We start from the raw sequence: 25,100 nt of genomic DNA, 5'->3' as shown, positions 1-25,100 counted from the left end.
GCCCCCGACAGAAAGCAGGACCCGCATGACCCGGGTGCTCGTGGTGGACGACGAGCCGCAGATCGTCCGAGCGCTGGTGATCAATCTCAAGGCACGGAAGTACGAGGTGGACGCGGCCCCCGACGGGGCGACCGCGCTCCAGCTCGCCGCCGCCCGCCACCCCGACGTGGTCGTCCTCGACCTCGGCCTGCCCGACATGGACGGCGTCGAGGTGATCAAGGGGCTGCGCGGCTGGACCCGGGTCCCGATCCTGGTGCTCTCGGCCCGCCACACCTCGGACGAGAAGGTGGAGGCGCTGGACGCGGGCGCCGACGACTACGTCACCAAGCCGTTCGGCATGGACGAGCTGCTGGCCCGGTTGCGCGCCGCCGTACGGCGGGCCGAGCCGGTCGGGGGCGAGGGCGCGGACGACGTGGTGACCGTGGAGACCGAGGGCTTCACCGTCGACCTGGCCGCGAAGAAGGTCAACCGGGACGGCCGCGACGTACGCCTGACCCCCACCGAGTGGCACCTCCTGGAGGTGCTGGTGCGCAACACCGGCCGCCTGGTCAGCCAGAAGCAGCTCCTCCAGGAGGTCTGGGGCCCCTCCTACGGCACCGAGACGAACTATCTGCGCGTCTACATGGCCCAGCTGCGCCGCAAGCTGGAGCTGGACCCGGCGCACCCCAGGCACTTCATCACCGAGCCGGGGATGGGGTACCGCTTCGAGGCGTGAGCGCGGGCGGGGGCCCGGCCTGCCCGGGGCGTGGGCGAAGGATGGCGCGGGCTGCTCCCGTGTCGGTGGGGGCCGGTACGCTTTCTGTATGAGTGCTGACCTTGGGACCGAGAAGCGCGCGGGGCGGTTCCGCCGGATGCTCGACCGGCTGTCCACCTCGCAGGAGGAGCTGCACTCCGCGGAACTGCAGGAGGACACGCAGGCCACGGGGTGCACACGCATCTCCGACTGCGACGACCGCCAGATCGTCAAGGTGACTGGTACCTTGCGGACGGTCACCCTGCGTCCGAGGGCGGGCGTTCCGGCGCTGGAGGCCGAGCTCTTCGACGGCACCGCCCCGCTGGACGTGGTGTGGCTGGGACGGCGCTCGATCGTGGGCATCGAGCCCGGCCGCAAGCTCATCGCCTCGGGCCGGATCTCGATGAGTCACGGCCGGCGGGTGCTGTTCAACCCCAAATACGAACTGCGACCGCTCGGACAGGAGTAGCCGGTGACGTCAGTCGACAAGCCGACCACCACGACCGCCGCACGGCACGCGCGCACCGCGCCCGACGCCGACGCGGACGCCAAGGCCGTCACCGAGGCAGCCCTCTTCGAGGCGTTCGGCGGCGTGCGCGGCATGGTGGAGACGTGCCTGCCCGGGCTCCTCTTCGTCACGATCTTCACGGTCAACAAGGACCTGCACAGCTCGGCGATCGCCGCCGTCGCGGTCTCGCTGCTGCTCCTGGTGGTCCGCCTGGCCCGCAAGGACACGGTCAAGCACGCCTTCAGCGGCGTCTTCGGAGTCGCCTTCGGCGTGGTCTTCGCGATGATGACCGGCAACGCGAAGGACTTCTATCTGCCGGGCATGCTCTACACGCTGGGCCTGGCTGTCGCGTATCTGGTGACGACGCTCTTCGGCGTCCCGCTGATCGGCCTGATCCTGGGCCCGGTCTTCAAGGAGAACCTGTCCTGGCGGACCCGCAACCCGGGCCGCAAGAAGGCGTACGCGAAGGCGAGTTGGGCCTGGGGCCTGATCCTGCTCGCCAAGTGCGCGGTCCTGTTCCCGCTCTACTGGTGGGCCAACACCTCCCAGTTGGGCTGGGTACTGATCGCCCTGAAGATCCCGCCGTTCCTGCTCGCGGTCTGGCTGACCTGGATCTTCCTCGCCAAGGCCCCGCCGCCCATCGACGTGTTCGCGGAGATGGAGGCCGAGGAGGAAGCGGCGAAGGCGGCCAAGGCCGCTGACGCGGCCCAATAGGGGCGCGGGGAACTGCGCGACCAGCCACAGACGGCCCGCAGCCAGACGACGGCGCAATAGCGGAGGGGCCGGGAGTACGTGACGTACTCCCGGCCCCTCCGCTTGCTGTGAGGGAGCGTCAGCTCGCAGAGCCCTCTCGCCGCACGGACAGCAGGTCCTCCAGCTGCTCCTCGCGGGCCTGCGCGGCCACGAACAGCAGCTCGTCGCCCGCCTCCAGGGTCTCCTCCGACTGCGGAGTGAGCACCCGGGTGCCCCGGATGATGGTGACCAGCGAGGTGTCCTCGGGCCAGGCGACATCGCCGACCTGAGTGCCCGCCAGCGCCGACTCCGGCGGCAGCGTCAGCTCGACGAGGTTGGCGTCGCCGTGGCTGAAGCGCAGCAGCCGTACGAGGTCGCCGACGCTCACCGCCTCCTCGACCAGCGCCGACATCAGACGCGGGGTCGAGACGGCGACGTCGACGCCCCACGACTCGTTGAACAGCCACTCGTTCTTCGGGTTGTTGACCCGGGCGACCACGCGCGGCACGCCGTACTCGGTCTTCGCGAGCAGCGAGACGACCAGGTTCACCTTGTCGTCGCCGGTGGCCGCGATGACCACGTTGCAGCGCTGCAGCGCCGCCTCGTCCAGCGAGGTGATCTCGCAGGCGTCGGCGAGCAGCCACTCCGCCTGCGGCACCCGCTCCACCGAGATGGCGGTGGGCGCCTTGTCCACGAGCAGTACCTCGTGGCCGTTCTCCAGCAGCTCGCCCGCGATGGAACGACCCACCGCGCCGGCCCCGGCAATCGCGACGCGCATCAGTGACCGCCCTCCTCGGGACCCTGGGCGAAGGCCGCCTCGACCTTCTCGACCTCGTCCGCACGCATCATCACGTGGACCAGGTCGCCCTCCTGCAGAACCGTCTGGGAGCTCGGCAGTACCGCTTCGCCCAGCCGGGTGAGGAAGGCGACGCGTACGCCGGTCTCCTCCTGCAACTTGCTGATCTTGTGGCCGATCCAGGCGGTGGAGGTGTGCACCTCCGCCAGCTGGAGCGCGCCGCTCGGGTCGCTCCACAGCGGTTCGGCGCCGGACGGCAGAAGCCGCCGCAGCATCTGGTCGGCGGTCCAGCTGACCGTGGCGACCGTGGGAATGCCGAGCCGCTGGTAGACCTCGGCGCGGCGCGGGTCGTAGATACGGGCCGCGACGTTCTCGATCCCGAACATCTCACGGGCCACCCGGGCCGCGATGATGTTGGAGTTGTCGCCGCTGGAGACGGCCGCGAACGCGCCCGCCTCCTCGATCCCGGCTTCCCGCAGGGTGTCCTGGTCGAAGCCGACACCGGTGACCCGGCGCCCGCCGAACCCGGAACCGAGCCTGCGGAAGGCCGTGGGGTCCTGGTCGACCACGGCGACCGTGTGCCCCTGCTGCTCCAAGGTCTGCGCGAGAGCGGCTCCCACTCGCCCGCAGCCCATGATGACGATGTGCACGTCCCCTCACATACTTCCTTCTCGGCGGTGCCCGGTGACGAGCTTATGCGGCGAGCGGCGGGATGCACTCATCAGCGTCCGTACTTCCCCCGGTGCCCGCTGGTGAAGCGTATGGGGGTGGGCCGGGTCAAGACCTCCATACGGAACCCTTACGCTTCTCTGTTGTGTCCAAACTGACCGACGTGCCCAAACGGATCCTGATCGGCCGGGCGCTGCGCAGCGACAAGCTGGGAGAAACGCTCCTCCCCAAGCGCATCGCGCTCCCCGTCTTCGCGTCCGACCCGCTCTCGTCCGTTGCGTACGCACCCGGAGAAGTCCTCCTGGTGCTCTCCGTGGCGGGTGTGTCGGCGTACCACTTCAGCCCCTGGATCGCGGTCGCGGTCGTGGTGCTGATGTTCACCGTGGTCGCCTCGTACCGGCAGAACGTGCACGCCTACCCCAGCGGCGGCGGCGACTACGAGGTCGCCACCACCAACCTCGGCCCCAAGGCCGGGCTCACGGTGGCCAGCGCGCTTCTCGTCGACTATGTCCTGACCGTCGCCGTCTCGATCGCCTCCGGCATCGAGAACCTCGGCTCGGCGGTCCCCTTCGTCGTCGAGCACAAGGTGCTCTGCGCCGTGGTCGTCATCGTGCTGCTCACGCTGATGAACCTGCGCGGGGTCAAGGAGTCGGGCAAGCTCTTCGCCATCCCGACCTATGTGTTCGTCGGCGGCGTCTTCATCATGATCGCGTGGGGTGCCTTCCGGGGCATGGCTCTGGGCGACACCATGAAGGCCCCGACGGCCGACTACACCGTCCACGCCGAGCACAAGGGACTCGCGGGCTTCGCGCTCGTCTTCCTGCTGCTGCGCGCCTTCTCCTCCGGCTGCGCGGCGCTCACCGGCGTCGAGGCGATCAGCAACGGCGTCCCCGCCTTCCGCAAGCCGAAGTCGAAGAACGCCGCGACCACGCTCGCCCTCATGGGCGGCCTCGCGGTCACCATGTTCTGCGGCATCATCGCGCTGGCCATGGTCACCAAGGTGCGGATGGCCGAGAAGCCCGCCTCCGACCTGCTCAGCAACGGCGTCCCGGTCGGCGACGGCTATGTGCAGAACCCGGTGATCTCGCAGGTCGCCGAGGCCGTCTTCGGCAAGGGCAGCTTCCTCTTCATCATCCTGGCCGCCGCGACCGCGCTGGTGCTGTTCCTGGCCGCGAACACCGCGTACAACGGCTTCCCGCTGCTCGGCTCGATCCTCGCGCAGGACCGCTACCTGCCGCGCCAGCTGCACACCCGCGGCGACCGGCTCGCGTTCTCCAACGGCATCGTGCTGCTCGCCGGGGCCGCGGCCCTGCTCACGGTGATATACGGCGCCGACTCGACCCGGCTGATCCAGCTCTACATCGTCGGCGTCTTCGTCTCCTTCACGCTCAGCCAGACCGGCATGGTCCGGCACTGGAACCGGCACCTGGCCACCGAGCAGGACCCGGCCAAGCGCCGCCACATGGTCCGCTCCCGTGCGATCAACACCTTCGGCGCCTTCTTCACCGGCCTGGTCCTGGTAGTCGTCCTCGCCACCAAGTTCACCCACGGCGCCTGGGTCGCCCTGCTGGGCATGGTGATCTTCTACGGGACGATGACCGCGATCCGGAAGCACTACGACAAGGTCTCGGACGAGATCGCGGCGGCCGAGGAGCGCCCGGACGAGTACGTGCGCCCCTCGCGTGTGCACTCCGTGGTCCTCGTCTCCAAGCTCCACAAGCCCACCCTGCGCGCCCTCGCCTACGCCAAGCTGCTTCACGCCAACCAGCTGGAGGCGATCAGCGTCAGCGTGGACGCGGAGGAGACGAAGGCGCTCAAGGAGGAGTGGGAGCGGCGCGGCATCGACGTACCGCTGAAGATCATCGACTCGCCGTACCGCGAGATCACCCGCCCGGTCATCGAGTACGTCAGGGGCCTGCGCCGCGAGAGCCCGCGCGACGCGGTGAGCGTCTACATCCCCGAGTACGTGGTGGGCCACTGGTACGAGCACCTGCTGCACAACCAGAGCGCCCTGCGCCTCAAGGGCCGACTGCTCTTCACGCCCGGCGTGATGGTGACGTCCGTCCCGTACCAGCTCCAGTCCTCCGAGGCCGCCAAGATGCGGGCCCGCAGGCGGCAGGAGTGGAACGCGCCGGGCTCGGTGCGCCGCGGCCCGGTCGGGCAGCAGCGGTCGAAGGAGCAGAGCGGCAAGAAGTGAGCGGCGGGTCCGGCGGCCGCGGCTTCGGCTTCATGAGGCGAGCGGTCGGCGTCATCGATCGGCACACGTAGACTGAGGGGCTGTCGTCCGCACGCGGGCGGCGGCCCCTCATCCCTGGTACCTCTGGAGTCCCCCCGTCATGCAGAACGAGTCCGATTCCTCGTCTTCCTCTTCGTCTTCGCTCGTCGGGGAGGAGTACGAGGTCGAGGTCGGCCCTGTCGCGCACGGCGGCCACTGCATCGCCCGCACGGAGCAGGGCCGGGTCCTGTTCGTCCGGCACGCGCTGCCGGGCGAGAAGATCGTGGCCCGGGTGACCGAGGGCGAGGAGGACTCCCGCTTCCTGCGCGCCGACGCCGTCCAGATCCTCGAAGCGTCGAAGGACCGCGTGGAGGCTCCGTGTGTGTTCGCGGGCCCCGGCAAGTGCGGCGGCTGCGACTGGCAGCACGCCAAGCCCGGCGCCCAGCGCCGCCTCAAGGGCGAGGTGATCACCGAGCAGCTCCAGCGGCTCGCCGGGCTCACCCCCGAGGACGTCGGCTGGGACGGCACGGTCATGCCCGCCGAGGGCGACAAGCTGCCCGCCGGCCAGGTCCCGGCGTGGCGCACCCGCGTCCAGTACGCCATCGACGAGGACGGCCGGGCGGGCCTGCGCAAGCACCGCTCGCACGACGTCCAGGTGATCGACCACTGCATGATCGCCGCGCCCGGAGTCACCGAGCTCGGCATCGAGAAGCGCGAGTGGCCTCAGATGGAGTCGGTCGAGGCGATCGCCGCGACGGGCTCGCACGACCGCCAGGTGGTCCTGACCCCGCGCCCCGGCGGCCGTCTCCCGCTGGTCGAGCTCGACAAGCCGGTCTCGGTCCTGCGCGTGGAGGAGAAGGACGGCGGTGTGCACCGTGTGCACGGCCGCGCGTTCGTGCGCGAGCGCGCCGGTGAGAACGCCGACGCGCGCACCTACCGCGTGGGCATGGGCGGCTTCTGGCAGGTCCACCCGCAGGCCGCGAACACCCTGATCAAGGCCGTGATGCAGGGCCTGATGCCGCGCAAGGGCGAGATGGCGCTCGACCTGTACTGCGGCGTGGGCCTGTTCACGGGTGCGCTCGCCGAGCGTGTCGGCGAGCAGGGCGCGGTGCTGGGCATCGAGTCCTCCAAGCGCGCGGTCGAGGACGCCCGCCACAACCTCGCGGACCTGCCCCGCGTCCGCGTCGAGCAGGGCAAGGTCGAGCAGGTCCTGCCCCGCACCAAGATCAGCGAGGCCGACCTGATCGTCCTCGACCCGCCGCGCGCGGGCGCGGGCAAGCAGACGGTGAAGTACCTCGCGGGCCTGGGCGCCCGCCGCATCGCCTACGTCGCCTGCGACCCGGCGGCCCTGGCCCGCGACCTGGCGTACTTCGCGACGGGCGGCTACAAGGTCCGCACGCTGCGCGCGTTCGACCTTTTCCCGATGACGCATCATGTGGAGTGCGTGGCGATCCTTGAGCCCGTGAAGGAAGACGCCTGACCTTCGGCGGACTGAGGGTGGGTGCGGTCCCCGTGCCCACCCGCCGGTCCCACCGCCCCGCCCCCTAGAGTGCTCCCCGTGCCGACCTACAGCATTGGCCAGGCAGCGCGGCTGCTGGGTGTGAGTTCCGAGACCGTTCGGCGGTGGGCCGATGGCGGGCGGTTGCGGATGGAGCGGGACGGTACCGGGAACCGGGTGATCGACGGGGTCGGGCTCGCCGGGTTCGCCCGGGAGCGGGCCGCCGGGCAGCACGAGGTGGCGGGCCCGGTGGCCACCTCGGTGCGGAACTCGTTCGTCGGGATCGTGACCGCCGTGGTCGTCGACGACGTGGCCGCGCAGGTGGAGATCCAGTGCGGGCCGCACCGCGTGGTCTCGCTGGTGACCCGCGAGTCCGTGGACGAGCTCGGCATCGAGGTCGGGGTGACCGTCACCGCACGGGTCAAGTCGACCAACGTGCATGTTGATGTGACGTGACGACCGGCGGCTCATCTGCACAGCAGCGCCGCCCGCAGGTCCAGTTTGTGGTCCAGGCGCGACAGGTCGCGGCCGGTGAGCAGTTCGATCCGCTCGATGCGGTAGTGGACCGTGTTGACGTGCAGATGCAGCGCCTCGGCCGTCCGTGCCCACGAGCAGTTGTGCGCCAGGAAGACCTCCAGTGTTTCGAGGAGTGTGGCGTGGGAGGTGGTGTCCGCCTTGAGCAGCGGGCCCAGGGTGCGGGCGCAGTACGCCGCCCTCACGTCCGCCGGGACTCCCGCCAGCAGCGACTCCAGGGTCGACAGGTCCTCGACCGCCGTGACCCTCGCGCCGCCGGGCGACGCGGTCCTGGCCGCCGCGAGCGCGTAACGCGCCTGCCCCAGCGCCGCGCCGAGCTCCGACGCCTCCACGGGCGCGCTCGCCCCGGCATGCAGGGGAACGTCTGGGCGACAGTCCTCCAACAGGGGCCAGGCTGCGGCCAGTTGGGACCAGTCGGCGTCCGGTGCGTGGGCGACCGCGATCGCCCCGCCGTCCGGTGCCGCCCCGACCGCGAACGGCGCCGCGAAGTGGCTCAGCGCCTCCGTGAGGGCGTCGACGGCCACCTCGGTGTCGAGTGTCGCCGCCAGGACGCGGTACGGCCCCTCGGCCGGGAGCCCGCACGCCGCCAGCGCGAGCTCAACCGCCTTGACGTCGTCATGAGTTGACGCGATCAATGTCATCAACTCGTCCTGCGCCCGGCGCCCCGCCGTCCTGCGGCGGTCGTGGTCGTCCCGCGACTGGGCGACGATCTCGGCTATCTCGTGCAGCACACGCGGCGGGACGTCCGCCGCCTCCGGCAGATGCAGATGCCAGGTGTCGTACGGGCCGCTGTCGGCCCGGATCCGCAGGGTCACGCCGGAGCTGCCGCGCAGGCCGAGGGCCGCGCGCCGGGCGGGCAGGGGCGGCGCCGACGGGGTGCGGGCGACCGTACGGCCGCTGCTGGTCAGCAGATAGCAGGGCGGTGCGCCGAGCGGGGAGAACGCGCGGTCCAGGAGCTCGCCGGGGTCAGCGCCGCGGTCGAGGAGCCGGCTGAGCTCGGTGCGTACGTTCTCGGGCAGCGCGTAGTGCGGCGCGGGCAGGCGGCTGAGGTCGCCCCACTGGCGCAGATACACCGCCTCGGTGATCGCGCGGAAGCTGGTCCGCGCGGGCACCGACAGGAGCGGGACGCGGTGCTCGCGGCAGGAGTCGACCAGGTCGGCCGGGACCGCGCCATGCGTCTCCTCGCCCGCGAGCAGCGCGGTCGCGCCCGCCGTGCGCAGGGCCGAGACGAAGCGGTCGGTCCTGACGCGGTCGTCGCCCGGGCTCCACCACACCAGTCCGCTCAGCACGATCTCGCCCTCCTGGAGGAAGCGCGCCGGGTCCTCCAGATCGGTGGCGGTGACGCCGCTGATCTCGCGGCCCAGGAGCGGCTCCTCGCCCCACAGCAGGGCGAGGTCGAGGCTGTCGAGCTGGAGGAGGTGTCCGACGTGCATGCTCTGGCTCCTTGCGCGGCTGCCGGGCGGACGGCCCGGCTTCTCACATTCACGAGGCGAGTGCGAGTTCCGACATCGTAAATGCCAGTCCAATGCCAGTTGAAGGAGAACGAATGCCTCCTGGTTGATCCTCCAGTTCGTGATCGTACGGCTGGGATGTTTTCCGTGTGCCGCACCAGTCGTTTCCGGCCGTGCGCCCGGGCTTCACTGGCTGGAACACGGCGGCCGAACGCGGCGGCGGGTACAGGGGAGACGGTGCGGAGCCATGGATCTGAACACGGTCGTCGAGGTGTGCGACGCCCGCCGGCGCGGGCCCTGGCGGCCCGGCGACGCCTGGCTGGGCGGCGGCACCTACCTCTTCTCGGAGCCCCAGCCGCAGCTGCGTCGGCTCGTCGACCTCGGCCGGATGGGGTGGGAGCCGGTGCGCCGCCTGCCGGACGGCTCGGTCGAGATCGCCGCGACCTGCACCATCGCCGAGCTCTCCCGCTTCGGAAAGCAGCTGCACAGCCCGGCCGCGCCCCTCTTCGAGCAGTGCTGCCGCGCCTTCCTCGCCTCCTTCAAGATCTGGAACATGGCGACGGTCGGCGGAAACCTCTGCAACGGCCTGCCCGCCGGGCCGATGATCTCGCTGACCGCCGCGCTCGACGGCATCTGTCTGCTCCAGGCCCAGGACGGCTCGCTGCGCCGCGTCAAGGTCGCCGACTTCGTCGTCGGGGCCGGGCGCAAGGACCTGGCCCCGGGCGAACTGCTGCGCTCGGTGACCCTTCCCGCCCGCGCCCTGCGCTGCCGTACGGCCTTCCGGCAGGCGTCGTTGTATGGACTCGGCCGATCCGGCGCGCTCGTCATCGGCACGCTCGACCCCGGCGACGGCTCGCTCACGGTCACGGTCACCGCCGCCACCGTGCGCCCGTTCCGGTTCTGGTTCCCGCTGCCGCCGGACGCGAACCGGCTGCGCGGCGCGATCGAGTGGGCCGTCGGCGACGACGACTGGTTCGACGACATCCACGGCCTGCCGGCCTGGCGCCGCCACATGGCCCTGCGCTTCGCGGAGGAGATCCGCCGTGAGCTGACCGACAGCGAAGCCCCTGACTACCGCCGAGGTATGTGATGACGTATCAGATCGACGTGAACAACCGACAGTTCGACGCCGAACCCCGCCCCGGCCAGTGCCTGCGCACGTATCTGCGCGAGCGCGGCTGGTTCGGGGTGAAGAAGGGGTGCGACGCCGGGGACTGCGGGGCCTGCACGGTGCATGTGGACGGCGAGCCCGTGCACAGCTGTCTGTATCCGGCCGTACGGGCCGATGGCAGGTCCGTCACCACCGTCGAGGGCCTGGCGCGGGACGGCGAACTCCACCCCGTACAACAGAAGTTCCTCGACGCCCAGGGCTTCCAGTGCGGGTTCTGCACCGCCGGGTTCCTCATGACCACCGCCGCGCTCGACGACGATCAACTCGCCGATCTGCCGCGCGCCTTCAAGGGGAACATCTGCCGCTGCACCGGCTACCGCGCCGTCGAGGACGCCGTACGCGGAGTGCGGCACACCGAGCGGCCGTGCGCGGGCCAGGCCGTCGGCCGCAACCTCGGGGCGCCGGCCGGGCCGCAGGTCGTCACCGGTACCGCCCGCTACACCTTCGACGTCGACGTTCCCGGGCTGCTGCACATGAAGCTGCTGCGCTCCCCGCATCCGCACGCCCGGATCGCCGCGATCGACACCGCCGCCGCCCTGCGCGTCCCCGGCGTCCACCTCGTCCTCACCCACCACGACGCCCCGGAGCGGCTCTATTCGAGCGCCCGCCACGAACATCCCACCGAGGACCCCGACGACACCCGGCTGCTCGACGACACCGTCCGCTACATCGGCCAGCGGGTCGCCGCGGTCGTCGCCGACAGCGAGGCCGCGGCCGAGGAAGGCTGCCGACGCGTCGAAGTGACGTACGAGCAGCTGCCGTTCGTCGTCGATCCCGAGGAGGCGATGCGGCCGGGCGCGCCCGTCATCCATGACAAGGGGCCCGCGTCGCGCATCGCCCGGCCCGAGAACAACGTCGTCGGCGAGGTCCACGGCGAGATCGGCTCGGTCGAGGACGGCTTCGCCGAGGCGGACACCGTGTACGAGGAAACGTTCCGCACCCAGCGCGTCCAGCACGCCAGCCTCGAAACGCACGGCGCGCTCGCGTACTTCGAGCCGAAGGAAGAGGGTGAGGGCGAGCGGCTGACCGTGCGGTCCAGCACCCAGACCCCGTTCCTGACCCGCCGCGCCCTGTGCGCGCTCTTCGATCTGCCGCCGGACGAGGTACGGGTGGTCGCGGGCCGGGTCGGCGGTGGATTCGGCGGCAAGCAGGAGATGCTGGTCGAGGACATCGTGGTCCTCGCGGCGCTGCGCCTTCGCCGCCCGGTGAAGCTGGAGTACACGCGTGCCGAGCAGTTCTACGGGGCGACCACCCGCCATCCGTTCCTGGTCGGCGTGAAGATCGGCGCCCGTGCGGACGGCACGCTCACCGCCCTTCAGCTGCGGGTGGTCTCCAACACGGGGGCGTACGGGAACCACGGGCCCGCCGTGATGTTCCACAGCGTCGGCGAGTCCATGGCCGTCTACCGCGCCCCGCACAAGAAGGTCGACGCCTTCTCCGTCTACACCAACACCGTCCCCGCCGGTGCCTTCCGCGGCTACGGCCTCGGCCAGGTCACCTTCGCCGTGGAGTCGGCGATGGACGAACTGGCCCGGCGCCTGGGCATCGACCCGCTGGTCCTGCGCGAGCGCAACATCATCGGCCCCGGCGAGCACATGATCAGCCCCGGCGGCGAGGAGGAGGACCTGGAGATCGCCAGCTACGGCCTCGACCAGTGCCTCCAGGTCGTACGCGACGCCATCCGCGAGGACCGCAGCGCCGCCGACGCGCCCGAGGGCTGGCTGGTCGGGCAGGGCACCGGCATGTCCATGATCGCGACCGGCCCGCCCGGCGGCCACTTCGCCGACGCGACGGTGAAGCTCCTGGACGACGGCACGTACGACATCGCCGTCGGCACCGCCGAGTTCGGCAACGGCACCACGACCGTCCACCAGCAGATCACCGCCTCGGCCCTGGGCACGACCGTCGACCGCATCGCGATCCGCCAGTCGGACACGGATGTCGTACGCCATGACACCGGCGCCTTCGGCTCGGCCGGCACGGTCGTCGCCGGCAAGGCCGTCCTGCGGGCCGCCAACTCCCTTGCCGAGCAGGTACTTTCGTACGCCGCCGAGCACACCGGCGTCCCCATCGAGGCGTGCCGGCTGACCGAGGACGCGGTCGAGTGCGAGGGTCGTACGGTCGCGCTCAAGGAGCTGTACGAGGCCGCCCGCGCGGCCGGACGTGAGCTGAGCGCCCACGGCCACTGGGGCGGCTCGCCCCGCTCGGTCGCCTTCAACGCCCAGTGGTTCAGCCTCGCCGTCGACCCCGGCACCGGCGAGATCCGCATCCTGCGCAGTGTGCACGCCGCCGACGCGGGCCGGGTGATGAACCCGATGCAGTGCAGGGGCCAGGTCGAGGGCGGAGTGGCCCAAGCGCTCGGCGCGACCCTCTTCGAGAACGTACGCGTCGACGAACGCGGCGAGGTCACCACGGCCGCCTTCCGCCGCTACCGGTTGCCGCAGTACGCCGATGTGCCGCGCACCGAGGTCCACTTCATGGAGACCGCCGACGCGATCGGGCCGCTGGGCGCCAAGTCGATGAGCGAGAGCCCTTTCAACCCGGTCGCCCCGGCCTTCGCCAACGCGCTGCGCGACGCGACCGGCATCCGCTTCACCGAACTGCCCCTGACCCGGGACCGTGTATGGCTCGCCCTGGATGGGCATGTGCAAGACCATGACGGGTAGTGGATTCACATCAGCGAGGCAGAACCGGGATCTCGGCTCGCAGCCGAGGCCCGTGCTGGGGTCCTTGCCGGAGCCCGTACCGAGGGCGTTCGCTCTGTGCGGGGACGTGGCCCGCCCCGCCGCGCTCACCGTCGCGGACCTGCGCGGCGGCTGGGCGGCGCACCGGGCCGACGTCGTCTTCGACTGCGCGACCAGCGGCCCGCAGCGCCACTCGTTCGAAGGGCCGCTGCTGCGCGAGGTCGTGGGCGACGCGGGGCCCGGGTTCGACATCCGGCGCCGCAAGGACCGCTCGCGCTTCCTGCTGGCCGTCGACGGCGGCGACGGCCACCACACCGTCCTGGCCTGGGCGGAGATCGACGCCGACTTCGGCGACCGCCCGATCCTGCTGGCCACGCGCATGGACGGCCGCGAACTGGACGCCGAGGGCAGCCAGTTGGTGGTCCCGTCCGACCGCTGCGGGGCGCGCTATGTCAGCGCGATCACCCGCATATGGGTCGGCGCATTCCCGGCCGCTGCTGTAGAGGGCGGGGGAGGAGCGGCCGTGTAGAGGTCCGATGCGGTTGCGCGCCTCTGAGGGGTGCGGGGAACTGAGCGACCAGCCATGCACGGTCCGCGGTCGAATATCCGCGCGTCCAGTGGAGCGCTCAGTAGACGTCGCGGACGTACCGCTTCTCGGCCGTCAGCTGCTTCACATACGCCGCCGCCGAGTCCTCGTCGAGCCCGCCGTGCGCGATCGCGATGTCGCGCAGCGCCCTGTCGACGTCCTTGGCCATCCGGGAGGCGTCGCCGCAGACGTAGAAGTGCGCGCCGTCCTGGAGCCAGGACCAGAGCATCGGGCCGTGCTCGCGCATACGATCCTGGACGTACACCTTGGCCCGCTGGTCGCGCGAGAACGCGGTGTCCAGCCGGGTGAGCGTGCCCTCGGTGCTCAGCTTGGCGAGCTCGTCCTCGTAGTAGAAGTCGCTCGCGCGGTGCTGCTCGCCGAAGAACAGCCAGTTCGGGGCGGTATGGCCGAGCGCCCGGCGCTCGTACAGGAAGCCGCGGAACGGGGCGACGCCGGTGCCCGGGCCGACCATCACCATCGGCGTGGTGGGGTCGGAGGGCGGCCGGAAGTGCCGGGTGCGCTGCACGTACACCGGTATCGGCGTGTCCGGCGGGGCGTCCGCGAGCAGGGCCGAGCACACCCCCTGGCGCGGTCGCCCGAGCCGGTTCTCGTACCGCACCACCGACACCGTCAGGGACACCTCGTACGGGTCGGCCAGCGGGCTGGACGATATCGAATACAGCCTGGGCCGAAGCCGTTTGAGCACACCCGCCCACTCCTGCGCACTCGCCCGCACCCCGTACTCGGCGATCGCGTCGATCGCCTGCCGCCCCCAGGACCAGCGCGTCAGCTGCCACTTGTTGTCGGGCCGCAGCAACTGCCGCAGGTCACGGTCGTGGGTGCGCTCGGCGAGGAACTTCAGCAGGTCGTGGCTGACCGTGGTGATGTCCAGATGCTCACGCAGCGCGGTGCCGAACTCCACCGGCCCGACCTCGCCCGCCCTATCGACCCCGCCGATCTCGATGGGCGCCCCGGCGTCGATCCCGGTCACCGCGAGCCATTCGGCCACAAGGGAAGGGGAGTTGACGGGATGCACCCCGAGCGCGTCCCCGGCGGCGTACGTGAGCGGCGTGTCGCTCTCCCGGGTGTCGAACGTGAACCGACGCACCTCCTTGCCCGCCCCCGGCAGACTCAGCAGCGAGTTCCCGGTGAGCTTGGCCGTGACGGCGGCGGCCCGCGAACTCGACAGCGGCAGCGAGGCGCCGACCGATCGGGGAGCGGCGCCCGTGCGCGGCCCAGCGGTGGTGCCCGTTGCGCCCGGCACCCCCGGCGCGCCGGAAGAACGGGACGCGCCGGGTGCCCCTGGTGCCCCCGGTGCGCCGGGCGTCCCGGCCTCGGTCGCGGACGCGTCGAGCAGCGCCAGCACCTCGTCCAGCCACCCCAGCGCGCGCTCCTCGAAGTCCGGTTCGCAGTCCGTACGCGCGAGCAGCCGCACCGCGCCCAGCTCGGCCAGTCGCCGGTCGAGGCGCCGCCCGTGCCCGCAGAACTCGTCGTACGAGGAGTCACCGAAGGCCAGCACGGCATAGCGCCGCCCTTCCAGGCGCGGGGCGCTCGCCGCGGCCAGGGCCTCCCAGAACCCGGTGCCGTTGTCGGGCGCGTCGCCGTCACCGGTGGTGCTGGTGACGAGCAGCAGATCCGCGTCCGGGGACAGCGCGCCCGGGCTGGTGTCGTCCATGGCGAGCAGCGCGGTCCGGTGCCCGGCGGCACTGAGCCGTTCGGCGGTGACCGCCGCGACCTGCTCGGCGTTACCGGTCTGCGAGGCCCACAGGACGACCACGTCACGGCCCGAGGGCTCGGCGGGTGCATCGTTCGGCTCCGCGGCGGTTCGCGGGGCCCGCGAGTACATCCCGGCCAGCGCACCGTTCACCCACAGCGCGTGCTCCTCGGAGAACGGCGCCCCCGGCGGCAGTACGGGAACCCCGGGCGCGCCCGATTCCAGCCCGGCGAGGAATCCGACCAGGTATCGGCGTTCGTGCTCGGTGAGGACCGGCGGTTGGACGTCGAGCCCGAACACGGCAGCGGGACTGCCTGCTCCGCTCGGCAGAATCGTGTCAATAGCCTCCAGTGCATGGGGAGTTGATGGTGTGGTTGCAGCTGTCGTGCCCGCGTCCGTGCCAGCGCCTGCACTCGTGCCTGTGCCCGCACTTGTGCCCGTGCCCGCGTTCGTACCTGTGCCCGCACCCGTCGCCGTCGCCACAGGCCCGGCCGGCGTCGCCACCCTGGTCAGCGACACCGCGCACATCTTGAACCCGGGCTGGAACGAGATCGGGTCGACCTCGTCGCTGGTCACCGCGTTGACGCTCAGATACTCGCCGAACAGGTCGCTCCAGTGGAACGGCGCGAAGCAGCACCCCGGCCGCACCCGGTCGGTCACCACGGCGGGCAGCACGGCCCGCCCACGCCGCGAGGCCACCTCCACCGAGTCTCCGCCGGCGACGCCCAGCGCCTCGGCATCCTGCGGATGCATCTCGACGAACGGCGCCGGGTTGAGCTTGTTGAGCTTGTCCACCTTTCCGGTCTTGGTGAGCGTGTGCCACTGGTGCGGCAGGCGCCCGGTGTTGAGTACGAACGGAAAGGCGTCGTCCGGCATTTCGGCGGCCGGGACGTGTGGTCGTGCGTGGAACACCGCCCGCCCGCTCGCGGTCGGAAACTCCGGGCCACCGCCCTTCCCGTCCACATAACGGATGGGATTGCGGTCCGGTTCCCCGGAGTTGGCGGCAGGCCATTGGACGGGGGTGGTGCGAAGCCGCTCGTAACTGATCCCGCGCAGGTCGTAGCCGGTCACGGGGTTGTGGGCGCGCTTGATCTCCTCGAAGATCTCCTCGGCCGAGGCGTAGGTGAACGCCTCCTCATACCCCATCGCGCGGGCCACCCGGGCGATGATCTGCCAGTCGGGCAGCGCCTCGCCGGGCGGGTCGACGGCGCGGCGGGCCAGTGTCAGTGTGCGCTCGCTGTTGACCAGCACGCCCTCGGCCTCGGTCCACAGCGCGGCGGGCAGGACCACATCGGCGTACGCGGCGGTCTCGGTCTCGGCGAACGCGTCCTGGGCGACGACGAATTCGGCCGCCTCCAGGCCCTCGATGACGGTGCGGCGGTTGGCGACCGAGGCGACCGGGTTGGTGCAGATGATCCAGCACGCCTTGATGTCCCCCTCGGCCATCCGCCGGAACATCTCGACGGTGCCGAGCCCCGCCCCGTCGGTGCGCAGTGTGCCCGCGGGCAGCTTCCACAGCTCCTCGGTGAACGCCCGGTCCGCGTCCACGAGGACCGAGCGCTGTCCGGGCAGCCCGGGGCCCATGTAACCCATCTCGCGGCCGCCCATCGCGTTCGGCTGGCCGGTGAGCGAGAACGGGCCGCTGCCCGGGCGGCAGATCGCGCCGGTCGCCAGATGCAGATTGACCAGGGCGTTGGTGTTCCAGGTGCCATGGGTGGACTGGTTGAGCCCCATCGTCCAGCAGCTCATCCACTCCCCGGCCGCCCCGATCCACCGCGCCGCCGTACGGATGTCGTCCTCGGGGATCCCGGTGATCCCGGCGACCGCGGCCGGCGCGTAGTCGGCCAGGAACTCCTCCATCGCCTCCCAGCCCTCGGTGTGCTCGGCGATGAAGGCGGGGTCGATGTCCCCGTTCTCGTGGAGCAGGTGCAGCAGCCCGTTGAGCAGCGCGAGATCGGCTCCCGGCTCGATCTGGAGGAACAGGTCGGCCTTGGCGGCGGTCGCGGTCCGCCGGGGGTCGACGACGATCAGTTTCGCGCCCGCCTTGACCCGCTGCATCATGCGCAGGAACAGGATCGGGTGGCAGTCGGCCATGTTGGAGCCGATGACGAGGAAGACGTCCGCCGCATCGAAGTCCTCGTACGAGCCGGGCGGGCCGTCCGCGCCGAGCGACAGCTTGTAGCCGCTGCCCGCGCTGGCCATGCACAGCCGGGAGTTGGACTCGATCTGGTTGGTCCCGATGAACCCCTTGGCCAGTTTGTTCGCCAGGTACTGCGCCTCCAGGCTCATCTGGCCGGAGACATACAGCGCGACGGCGTCCGGCCCGTGCTCGTCGACGATGGCCCGCAGCCGGTGAGCCGTGGCGGTGATCGCCCCGTCCGCCGGGGCGGCGACGGGCCCGTCCCCGCGCTCGCCGCGTACGAGCGCGGTGGTGAGGCGCCCGGGTGCGGCCAGCATGTCGGCGGTGGTCGCACCCTTGGTGCACAGTCGGCCGGAATTGGCGGGGTGGTTCTTGTCGCCGGACGCCTTGAGCACGGTGCGTCGGCCGTCGGGGCCCGCACCGATGTCGAGGACCATCCCGCAGCCCACACCGCAGTACGAGCAGACCGTGCGGACCTGCTCGGTGCCGGTCCGCGAGTCCTGTGCGGTCAACGGGGGTCCCCTCTCGTCCCGGCCGGATCCTTCTGTTCCGACCGTACGAAATGCCCGTTACGTCGATGTCACGCGCGGAGAACGTGCGTGGTTACGCAAGCCACACTAACCGTGATCCGAGGATGTGAGCAGCGTGTGCGACTGCGACAACGCGCGCGTGAGCGGGCTCGAAGGGAAGGGCGGGCAAAGGGGGTTGGAACAGGCCATGGGTGGCCGATTTATTACCGAGCGCGATTGTCCGACCTACTCTGTAGGGTGGCTCACGCAGCTGGTTCGCGCCTGTCCGCCAGGCAGGCGCGTCGCAAGAGGGAACCCGGTGGGAATCCGGGACTGCCCCGCAGCGGTGAGCGGGAACGACCGCCGTCATACGCACTGGACCCGACCGGGTCCGGGAAGCGACGGCCACTAGGAGTCCGCCGGGAGACCGGTGTACGAGCCCGCGAGTCCGAAGACCTGCCCGCTGCCCGCGCGCGGACCTACGCGCGCGGAGATCCCGGTGACCTCGTGGGCGGGTCGGCGTGTACGGCGGGCGTATCGGCGCGGAACTTCGCGCGCGTGGCGTCCCGTCCGTCATCCCTTCGCGTCCGCGACCCGTGCCGGGGTCGTTCCGGGACATTCTCGCGAAGGAGAGATCCGTGACCACCAAGTCCGCAGCCGCGGCAGCACGGGCCACCGTGTACGGCTACCCGCGCCAGGGCCAGCACCGGGAACTGAAGAAGGCCGTCGAGGGCTACTGGAAGGGCCGCGTCAGCGCCGAGGAGCTGTGCAAGACGGCTCGCGAGCTGCGCCGCGCCACCTGGCTCCAGCTCGCCGACACGGGCATCCACGAGGTCCCCACCGGCGACTTCTCGTACTACGACCACGTCCTCGACACCAGCGTGATGGTCGGCGCGATCCCCGCCCGCCACCGCGCCGCCGTCGAGGCCGACGCGCTGGACGGCTACTTCGCCATGGCGCGCGGCACCCAGGACGTGGCGCCGCTGGAGATGACCAAGTGGTTCGACACGAACTACCACTACCTGGTGCCCGAACTCGGCCCCGACACCGTATTCGGCGCCGACTCCGCCAAGCAGGTCGCCGAGCTCACCGAGGCGCTCGCGCTCGGCGTCGCCGCCCGGCCCGTCCTGGTCGGCCCGATCACCTACCTCCTGCTCGCCAAGCCCGCCCCCTCGGTCGCCGCGGACTTCGAGCCGCTGACCCTGCTGGAACGGCTGCTGCCCGTCTACGCCGAAGTGCTCGCCGATCTACGGGCGGCGGGCGCCGAGTGGGTCCAGCTCGACGAGCCCGCCCTCGTCCAGGACCGCACCCCGGCCGAACTGACCGCCGCCACGCGCGCGTACGAGACGCTCGGGAGTCTCACCGACCGCCCCAAGCTGCTCGTCGCGTCCTATTTCGACCGGCTCGGCGACGCCCTGCCCGTCCTCGCCAAGGCCCCCGTGGACGGTCTCGGCCTGGACTTCACGGGAGCGGCAGCCGCCAACCTCGACGGCCTCGCGGCCGTCGGCGGACTGCCCGGCAAGCGCCTGGTCGCGGGCGTCGTCGACGGCCGCAACGTCTGGATCAACGACTACGAGAAGTCGCTGGCCACCCTCGGCACGCTCCTGGGCCTCGCCGACCGAGTCGACGTCGCGGCCTCCTGCTCGCTGCTGCACGTCCCGCTCGACGCGACGGCGGAACGCGACATCGACCCGCAGATCGCCCGCTGGCTGGCGTTCGCCCGCCAGAAGACCGCCGAGATCGTCACGCTCGCCCGGGGCCTCGCCCAGGGCCCCGACACCATCGCCGCCGAACTCGCCGCCAACCGGGCCGATCTGGCCTCGCGCGCCGGGTCCGCCCTCACCCGCGACCCGGCGGTACGCGCGCGTAGCGCCGCTGTGACCGAGGCGGACACTCGCCGCTCCCAGCCGTACGGGCAGCGGGCCTCGGCCCAGCGCGCCCGCCTCGGCCTGCCCGTGCTGCCCACGACCACCATCGGCTCGTTTCCGCAGACCGCCGAGGTCCGCACCGCGCGCGCCGATCTGCGCACCGGACGCATCGACACCGAGGGCTACGAGGAGCGGATCAGGGGCGAGATCCGCGAGGTCGTCGCCTTCCAGGAGAAGGCCGGCCTCGACGTCCTGGTCCACGGCGAGGCCGAACGCAACGACATGGTGCAGTACTTCGCCGAACAGCTGACCGGCTACCTCGCCACCCAGCACGGCTGGGTCCAGTCGTACGGCACGCGCTATGTCCGCCCGCCGGTCCTGGCCGGCGACATCTCGCGGCCGCACCCGATGACGGTGCGCTGGACCGGGTACGCCCAGTCGCTCACCAGCCGCCCGGTCAAGGGCATGCTCACCGGGCCGGTCACCATGCTGGCCTGGTCGTTCGTCCGCGACGACCAGCCGCTCGCCGACACCGCCCGCCAGGTCGCACTCGCCCTGCGCGACGAGGTGAACGACCTTGAGCGGTCCGGGACTTCGGTCATCCAGGTCGACGAGCCCGCCCTGCGCGAGACGCTGCCGCTGCGCGCCGCCGATCACGCGGCCTATCTCGCCTGGGCGACAGAATCGTTCCGCCTGACCACCGCGGGCGTACGTCCGGACACCCAGATCCACACGCACATGTGCTACGCCGAGTTCGGCGACATCCTGCGCGCCATCGACGACCTCGACGCGGATGTCATCAGCCTGGAGGCGGCCCGCTCCCATATGCGCGTGGCCGACGAACTCGCGGCCGCGGGCTATCCGCGCGAGGTGGGCCCCGGTGTCTACGACATCCACTCGCCGCGCGTACCGAGCGCAGAGGAGGCGGCCGCCCTGCTTCGTAAGGGACTTGAGGCCGTCCCGGCTGACCGGCTCTGGGTCAACCCGGACTGCGGGCTCAAGACCCGCGGCTGGACGGAGACCCGGCGGTCCCTGGAGAACCTTGTCGCGGCCGCCCGCACGGTAAGGGCGGAGACGGCGGGGCGGTGAGGCCGGGGGAAAAGCGGAGACGGTAAGGCGGTGAAACGGCCGGGGAGGGCCTTCACGCGCGCGTGAAGGCCCTCCCCGGGTCCTGTCGTACGGTCCCGCTACACGTCGGCCATCTGCGGCATGTCGCCCTGCGTCGTCGACATGTCGATCACCGAGAACGCCGCGCCCTGCGAGTCGGTGAGTGCCGCGAACCGGCCGAACGGCGTGTCCATCGGCCCGAACCGCAGGATGCCGCCCTGCTTGGTGGCTTTTTCGACGGCTGTGTCGCAGTTGTCCACGGCGAAGTACACATTGACGTACGGCGGCACCTCCGGCGGGAACTCCTCGCCCATCTTCATCCGCCCCAGGACCATGTCCCCGCCCGCGCTGAAGACCCGGAAGTCGGCCGCGTCGTCCTGCATCTGCTTGGCGCTGTACGGGAAGACCGCAGGCAGGAACGTGTCCACCTTCGCCGGATCACGGGTGAACACCTCGGCCCAGCAGTACGCGCCGGGCACGCCCTTGGCCTCGAAGCCCTCGTGGCTGCCCGCCTGCCAGACGCCGAAGACCGCGCCACTGGGCTCGCGCGCGATGGCCATCGAGCCGAAGTCGCCGACCTGCATCGGCTGCATCAGGACCTCGCCGCCGTTGTCGGTGATCTTCTTGGCGGTCGCGGCGACATCGGGCGACGCGAGGTACAGGCACCACGCCGACTGCCCCTCCTGCCCGGACATCGGCGGCACGATGGCGGCCACCGCCTTGCCGTTCGCGTACGCCTGCGTGTAGTTGCCGTACTCGGAGTTGGCCTCGCCGAACGTCCAGCCCAGCACGTCGCTGTAGAAGCTCTTCGCCTTCTCGACGTCGCTGAACATCGCATCGGCCCAACACGGAGTGCCCTCGGGTTCTGCGGCCATGACAGTGCTCTCTCCTGTGTGACGGACGGTCCGGCCTGCCACGCTAGCCAGCCGTGCGGCGCCCCGCGCGCCGAGCGCTTCCACCCGCCGGGGCGCGGACGCCCGGAGCGCGGAGGGGGGTGACGCGCCGCCTGGCGGGCAGGTACTCGGGTACGGATCCTGGCGGGGCGGGAGACTCGGGCGTACGGCGTCGACCCGGCGCCGGCGCGGAGCAGACGTACAGGGGCGGTGACCTCATGGAAAAGCCGGTCTGGCAGTTCTCGGACGACCGCGGGCAGAGGGCTACGGCGGGTCGGGCGCCCGCCCGGGTGACCGCCTACCTCCAGGCCGCGGCCACGCTGTGGGACCACGGCGTGGGCGTGGAAGCCGTCTTCGGCTCCTTCCACGACGGCGCGGTGCCCGACCGGGCCAAGGCGGGCGGGCTGCCCCTGGACCGCGTCCGCTACCTGGGCGCGGGCCACGCCCTGGACCTGGACGCTCTGCTCCAGGGCGCGCCGGACCTCGTGGTTGCCGTCAGCTATGGCGGCGGCCAGGTCTACGGGCTCGCTCCCGAGACCGCCAAGCACCTGGAGGACCATGTTCCGGTCGTCGTGATCGATGTGGGGCACTCGCGCGACCTCGCCGAGATCAGGAGTCGCTTCACCGAGCTGGCCCACTCGCTCGGCGGCGACCACCACGAAGTGGGCGACCGCCTCCTGGACGCCGCGAGCCGACGGCTGCGCACGGTGACGGCCGCTACGCGCGCGTCCGCGTCGACGGACGAGCCGGCGAGGCCCCGAGTGCTCGCCCTGTCGCCCGCCGGAACCGACCAGGTCCATGTGGCCCGCCCGGGCGCCTGGCCCGAACTGCGCGCACTGGCCGAGCACGGCGTCCACCTGGTGGAGCCGCCGCCCGGCGGCGGGGCGAGCTGGACGACGCTCACCTGGGCCGAGGCCGCGGCCCTGCCCGCCGACATCATCCTTTCGGACATACGGGTGAACGCCACCCCGATCGAGGAGCTGCGCGCCGATCCGCACTGGCGGTCGATCGAGAACCGGTCGCAGGTGCTGCCGTGGAACCCCGAGGCCCCGTGCAGCGCCCGGGCCCACGCCCGTTTCTTCGCCCTGGTCGCGGACGCGGTGGCGGCCGCCGTCGTACGCTAGTACGCCTCGGTCCGGACAACTTCACAGCTCAGGGCCGTGTCGGAGTTGGGCTGAACGGGTGAGCGGCGTCATCATGGCCGAATGCAGATACAGCACATGGGCGAGGTGGTCCGGTGAGCAGGTACGACGTCACCGATGAACAGTGGGAGGGGCTCGCCCAGGTCGTTCCGCTGCGCAGCCGCAACGAGTGGCCGTCGCGGGTCGACCACCGCACCCTCCCCAACGAGTACGCGGCCGTCGAGCAGCGGCGCTTCGTCGTCCTGCGCGTACAGGTCTTCGCGGACGCGCGCGAGGTCGCCGAGTACATGATGGCGCAGACCCCGGTCCTGCTCGATCTGACCGGTGCCGACACCGAAGTCGCCAAGCGGATCCTCGACTTCAGCAGCGGAGTCGTCTTCGGAATAGGCAGCGGAATGCACCGCGTCGACCGCAATGTCTTCCTGCTGGCCCCGGTTGGCACGGAGGTGGAGGGCATCGCGGAGGCCGTCGTCCCTCATTCGTAGGAAGCCGATCGAGGCGTAACGGTTCGTCATCTTTTGTGCTCGTACGGTCCGTTCCATGAACGCAACCTGCGACCGGCCCACCGTCACCGAACTGCGGCTCTCCGCCTTCAAGTCGCACCGGGGCGCGTCCTTCCCGCTCGGCCCGCTGACCTTCCTGGCGGGACCGAGCGGCAGCGGCAAGTCCAGCGTCCTTCAGGCGTACGAGGCGCTGGCCCGGCTCGGCTCCGGCTCCTCGCTGGCCTCGGTCTTCCGCGATCCCGGGGGCTGTGTGCCCGAGCGCGCCGAGGCCGACGCCCAGGGCCGGCGCGGGTTCCGCATCGGCTGCACCGTCGACGGCCCCGTCGGCCCCGTCCGGCTCGACCTCGCCGTTCAGGCCGAGCCGGAACTCCGCGTCGTCGGCGAACGTTTGACCAGTGACGGACGGACCCTGCTGTCCACGGCCCTGCGCGACCCCGGGCGCTCGACCGTGCAGGCCGCCTGGCACACCGCGGGCGCGGTGCCCGTCACCCGCGCCCCGCTCCCCGACGACCGGCTCGGCACCGCCCTGCTGCCGCTGCGGGTCGCCGGAAAGACCGAAGGGCAGCGGCGGGTGCTCGCCGCCGCCGAGCAGGTCGTGGTGGCGCTGCGCTCGGTGTTCTCCTGCGACCCCCAGCCGCAGCAGATGCGCGAGCCTGTGGTGCCCGGCCGGGGTCGGCTGCGGCGCGGTTGTGACAACCTGGCCGAAGTCCTGATGCGCACCGCCGACGAATGCGCCATCCGCCATGCCCGCCTGGTCACGGCGGCCCGCGCGGGTTGCGCCGGCCCCGTCACCGCCCTCACCGGCCAAGCACTCGACGACGGCACGTTAAGGGCGGTGGTGGGCCGGGGCGAGCGGACGCCGACCCCTGTGGACCGCCTCGGCGAGGGCGAACTGCGCTACCTCGCGCTCGCCCTGGTGCTGCTGACCGGCCCCGGCGTCCTCGCCATGGACACCGTCGACGAGGTCCCGTCCGCCATGCAGAACCTCACCGTGCTCGCCGACGGCTTCGACCGAGGCCTCGACCGGCGCCAGGCCGCCGAACTCGTCGCGCTGGCCGTCGAGATGTGCCGACGCGGCCACATCCGGCTCCTCGGCGCCGTCACGGACGCCGGATGCGCGCGTGGGGTGGCCGGGGCGTCAGTGGTAGACCTGGAGCCGTGACCCCACCGGACGTAGCGGGACTGCAGCGCAGACTGGCCGACTTCGCGGCCGCGCGCCACTGGCAGCCCTACCACACCCCCAAGAACCTCGTCTCCGCCCTCAGCGTCGAGGCCTCCGAACTCCTGGAGATCTTCCAGTGGCTGACCCCCGATCAGTCGGACCACGTCATGGAGGACCCGGACACGGCCCATCGCGTACAGGACGAGGTCGCCGACGTCCTCGCCTATCTCCTGCAGTTTTGCGCGGTCCTCGGCATCGATCCGCTCGCCGCGCTCTCCGCCAAGATCGACCGCAATGAACTCCGCTTCCCCCTCCCCAGCGCCCCGCCCCTCGCGCGCCCCACCAGCACAACTCCTGTACAGAATCCCGAAGAAAGCCCAACCGGTCACTCTTCGGAGTGAGCGAGTTATTCAAAACCCCCTGCCTGTCCACAGATTTCCCAATTACCCTGGCTTTCCGAGCCGCAAAAGCTCACTCTAGGTAGT

The 25,100-nt window shown here is 71.3% G+C and carries 19 protein-coding genes and 1 riboswitch; of the genes, 14 read left to right on the top strand and 5 right to left on the bottom strand.

What is annotated here, in order from left to right; translation table 11 throughout:
• The first annotated feature begins 25 nt into the window (after nucleotides 1–25).
• The 3 genes from BG418_RS20605 to BG418_RS20595 all read left to right on the top strand — a co-directional run bounded on the left by BG418_RS20605 (nucleotide 26) and on the right by BG418_RS20595 (nucleotide 1,955).
• On the top strand, nucleotides 26–715 hold the full coding sequence (locus BG418_RS20605) for a response regulator (protein ID WP_188275406.1): 690 nt from the start codon (nucleotides 26–28) through the stop codon (nucleotides 713–715).
• A gap of 136 nt (nucleotides 716–851) precedes the next feature.
• The gene (locus tag BG418_RS20600) at nucleotides 852–1,202 is read left to right on the top strand and encodes an OB-fold nucleic acid binding domain-containing protein (RefSeq protein WP_067165247.1); all 351 of its coding nucleotides are present in this window, start codon (nucleotides 852–854) and stop codon (nucleotides 1,200–1,202) included.
• A gap of 3 nt (nucleotides 1,203–1,205) precedes the next feature.
• Nucleotides 1,206–1,955: a DUF3159 domain-containing protein gene (locus BG418_RS20595; protein ID WP_188275405.1), complete on the top strand. Its 750-nt coding sequence runs from the start codon at nucleotides 1,206–1,208 to the stop codon at nucleotides 1,953–1,955.
• 118 nt (nucleotides 1,956–2,073) lie between these two features.
• Here the strand turns inward: BG418_RS20595 and BG418_RS20590 are convergent, their stop codons facing one another.
• Nucleotides 2,074–2,751, bottom strand: a complete 678-nt coding sequence (locus BG418_RS20590) for a TrkA family potassium uptake protein (protein ID WP_188275404.1) — start codon at nucleotides 2,749–2,751, stop codon at nucleotides 2,074–2,076.
• Nucleotides 2,751–3,419 (bottom strand): TrkA family potassium uptake protein, encoded by a 669-nt coding sequence (locus BG418_RS20585; RefSeq protein WP_188275403.1) that lies wholly within the window; start codon nucleotides 3,417–3,419, stop codon nucleotides 2,751–2,753. The genes BG418_RS20590 and BG418_RS20585 overlap by 1 nt, the downstream gene beginning before the upstream one ends.
• A 164-nt stretch (nucleotides 3,420–3,583) precedes the next feature.
• On the opposite strand from BG418_RS20585, the gene BG418_RS20580 reads away from it, so the two are divergent.
• The 3 genes from BG418_RS20580 (at nucleotide 3,584) to BG418_RS20570 (ending at nucleotide 7,607) form a co-directional block, all read left to right on the top strand.
• Complete coding sequence (locus BG418_RS20580; RefSeq protein WP_188275402.1) at nucleotides 3,584–5,635, top strand: APC family permease; 2,052 nt, start codon at nucleotides 3,584–3,586, stop codon at nucleotides 5,633–5,635.
• Nucleotides 5,636–5,774: 139 nt separating this feature from the next.
• Nucleotides 5,775–7,133, top strand: a complete 1,359-nt coding sequence (locus BG418_RS20575; RefSeq protein WP_188275401.1) for a class I SAM-dependent RNA methyltransferase — start codon at nucleotides 5,775–5,777, stop codon at nucleotides 7,131–7,133.
• A 78-nt stretch (nucleotides 7,134–7,211) separates the two neighbouring features.
• Nucleotides 7,212–7,607: a TOBE domain-containing protein gene (locus BG418_RS20570; RefSeq protein ID WP_188275400.1), complete on the top strand. Its 396-nt coding sequence runs from the start codon at nucleotides 7,212–7,214 to the stop codon at nucleotides 7,605–7,607.
• 11 nt (nucleotides 7,608–7,618) lie between these two features.
• Here BG418_RS20570 and BG418_RS20565 read toward each other — a convergent pair whose 3' ends face one another.
• The gene (locus BG418_RS20565; RefSeq protein ID WP_188275399.1) at nucleotides 7,619–9,118 is read right to left on the bottom strand and encodes a helix-turn-helix domain-containing protein; all 1,500 of its coding nucleotides are present in this window, start codon (nucleotides 9,116–9,118) and stop codon (nucleotides 7,619–7,621) included.
• Between the two features lie 265 nt (nucleotides 9,119–9,383).
• Between BG418_RS20565 and BG418_RS20560 the strand changes: the two genes are divergently transcribed.
• The 3 genes from BG418_RS20560 to BG418_RS20550 all read left to right on the top strand — a co-directional run bounded on the left by BG418_RS20560 (nucleotide 9,384) and on the right by BG418_RS20550 (nucleotide 13,520).
• Nucleotides 9,384–10,226 (top strand): xanthine dehydrogenase family protein subunit M, encoded by an 843-nt coding sequence (locus BG418_RS20560; protein ID WP_188275398.1) that lies wholly within the window; start codon nucleotides 9,384–9,386, stop codon nucleotides 10,224–10,226.
• Nucleotides 10,226–12,973 (top strand): molybdopterin-dependent oxidoreductase, encoded by a 2,748-nt coding sequence (locus tag BG418_RS20555; protein ID WP_188275397.1) that lies wholly within the window; start codon nucleotides 10,226–10,228, stop codon nucleotides 12,971–12,973. Before BG418_RS20560 ends, BG418_RS20555 begins: the two co-directional genes overlap by 1 nt.
• A gap of 64 nt (nucleotides 12,974–13,037) precedes the next feature.
• On the top strand, nucleotides 13,038–13,520 hold the full coding sequence (locus tag BG418_RS20550) for a molybdopterin-dependent oxidoreductase (protein WP_223185180.1): 483 nt from the start codon (nucleotides 13,038–13,040) through the stop codon (nucleotides 13,518–13,520).
• Between the two features lie 97 nt (nucleotides 13,521–13,617).
• Here the strand turns inward: BG418_RS20550 and BG418_RS20545 are convergent, their stop codons facing one another.
• On the bottom strand, nucleotides 13,618–17,943 hold the full coding sequence (locus BG418_RS20545) for a bifunctional nitrate reductase/sulfite reductase flavoprotein subunit alpha (protein ID WP_188275395.1): 4,326 nt from the start codon (nucleotides 17,941–17,943) through the stop codon (nucleotides 13,618–13,620).
• A 303-nt stretch (nucleotides 17,944–18,246) separates the two neighbouring features.
• A riboswitch (cobalamin riboswitch) is annotated at nucleotides 18,247–18,398 on the top strand.
• A 180-nt stretch (nucleotides 18,399–18,578) separates the two neighbouring features.
• Here BG418_RS20545 and metE point away from each other — a divergent pair.
• Nucleotides 18,579–20,897, top strand: a complete 2,319-nt coding sequence (metE, locus tag BG418_RS20540) for a 5-methyltetrahydropteroyltriglutamate--homocysteine S-methyltransferase (protein WP_188275394.1) — start codon at nucleotides 18,579–18,581, stop codon at nucleotides 20,895–20,897.
• Between the two features lie 98 nt (nucleotides 20,898–20,995).
• Here the strand turns inward: metE and BG418_RS20535 are convergent, their stop codons facing one another.
• Entirely contained in the window at nucleotides 20,996–21,790 is a 795-nt protein-coding gene (locus BG418_RS20535) for a VOC family protein (protein ID WP_188275393.1), read from the bottom strand.
• Nucleotides 21,791–22,026: 236 nt separating this feature from the next.
• Between BG418_RS20535 and BG418_RS20530 the strand changes: the two genes are divergently transcribed.
• The 4 genes from BG418_RS20530 to BG418_RS20515 all read left to right on the top strand — a co-directional run bounded on the left by BG418_RS20530 (nucleotide 22,027) and on the right by BG418_RS20515 (nucleotide 25,016).
• Nucleotides 22,027–22,932: an ABC transporter substrate-binding protein gene (locus BG418_RS20530; RefSeq protein ID WP_188275392.1), complete on the top strand. Its 906-nt coding sequence runs from the start codon at nucleotides 22,027–22,029 to the stop codon at nucleotides 22,930–22,932.
• Nucleotides 22,933–23,045: 113 nt separating this feature from the next.
• The gene (locus BG418_RS20525; protein ID WP_188275391.1) at nucleotides 23,046–23,435 is read left to right on the top strand and encodes a cell division protein SepF; all 390 of its coding nucleotides are present in this window, start codon (nucleotides 23,046–23,048) and stop codon (nucleotides 23,433–23,435) included.
• A 55-nt stretch (nucleotides 23,436–23,490) separates the two neighbouring features.
• On the top strand, nucleotides 23,491–24,615 hold the full coding sequence (locus BG418_RS20520) for an AAA family ATPase (RefSeq protein ID WP_188275390.1): 1,125 nt from the start codon (nucleotides 23,491–23,493) through the stop codon (nucleotides 24,613–24,615).
• Nucleotides 24,612–25,016, top strand: a complete 405-nt coding sequence (locus BG418_RS20515) for a nucleotide pyrophosphohydrolase (protein ID WP_398999574.1) — start codon at nucleotides 24,612–24,614, stop codon at nucleotides 25,014–25,016. Before BG418_RS20520 ends, BG418_RS20515 begins: the two co-directional genes overlap by 4 nt.
• Nucleotides 25,017–25,100 lie beyond the last annotated feature (84 nt).

Source organism: Streptomyces sp. CBMA152 (genome assembly GCF_014596475.1).
GTDB lineage: Bacteria > Actinomycetota > Actinomycetes > Streptomycetales > Streptomycetaceae > Streptomyces.
The sequence above is the reverse complement of the archived record's forward strand: the minus strand, read 5'-3'. Positions and strand labels throughout refer to the sequence as shown.

Coding starts and splice junctions, on each gene's coding strand:
- BG418_RS20605 (WP_188275406.1), top strand. CDS start 26: ATGACCCGGGTGCTCGTGGTGGACGACGAGCCGCAGATCGTCCGAGCG.
- BG418_RS20600 (WP_067165247.1), top strand. CDS start 852: ATGCTCGACCGGCTGTCCACCTCGCAGGAGGAGCTGCACTCCGCGGAA.
- BG418_RS20590 (WP_188275404.1), bottom strand. CDS start 2,751: ATGCGCGTCGCGATTGCCGGGGCCGGCGCGGTGGGTCGTTCCATCGCG.
- BG418_RS20575 (WP_188275401.1), top strand. CDS start 5,775: ATGCAGAACGAGTCCGATTCCTCGTCTTCCTCTTCGTCTTCGCTCGTC.
- BG418_RS20565 (WP_188275399.1), bottom strand. CDS start 9,118: ATGCACGTCGGACACCTCCTCCAGCTCGACAGCCTCGACCTCGCCCTG.
- BG418_RS20560 (WP_188275398.1), top strand. CDS start 9,384: ATGGATCTGAACACGGTCGTCGAGGTGTGCGACGCCCGCCGGCGCGGG.
- BG418_RS20555 (WP_188275397.1), top strand. CDS start 10,226: ATGACGTATCAGATCGACGTGAACAACCGACAGTTCGACGCCGAACCC.
- BG418_RS20535 (WP_188275393.1), bottom strand. CDS start 21,790: ATGGCCGCAGAACCCGAGGGCACTCCGTGTTGGGCCGATGCGATGTTC.
- BG418_RS20530 (WP_188275392.1), top strand. CDS start 22,027: ATGGAAAAGCCGGTCTGGCAGTTCTCGGACGACCGCGGGCAGAGGGCT.
- BG418_RS20520 (WP_188275390.1), top strand. CDS start 23,491: ATGAACGCAACCTGCGACCGGCCCACCGTCACCGAACTGCGGCTCTCC.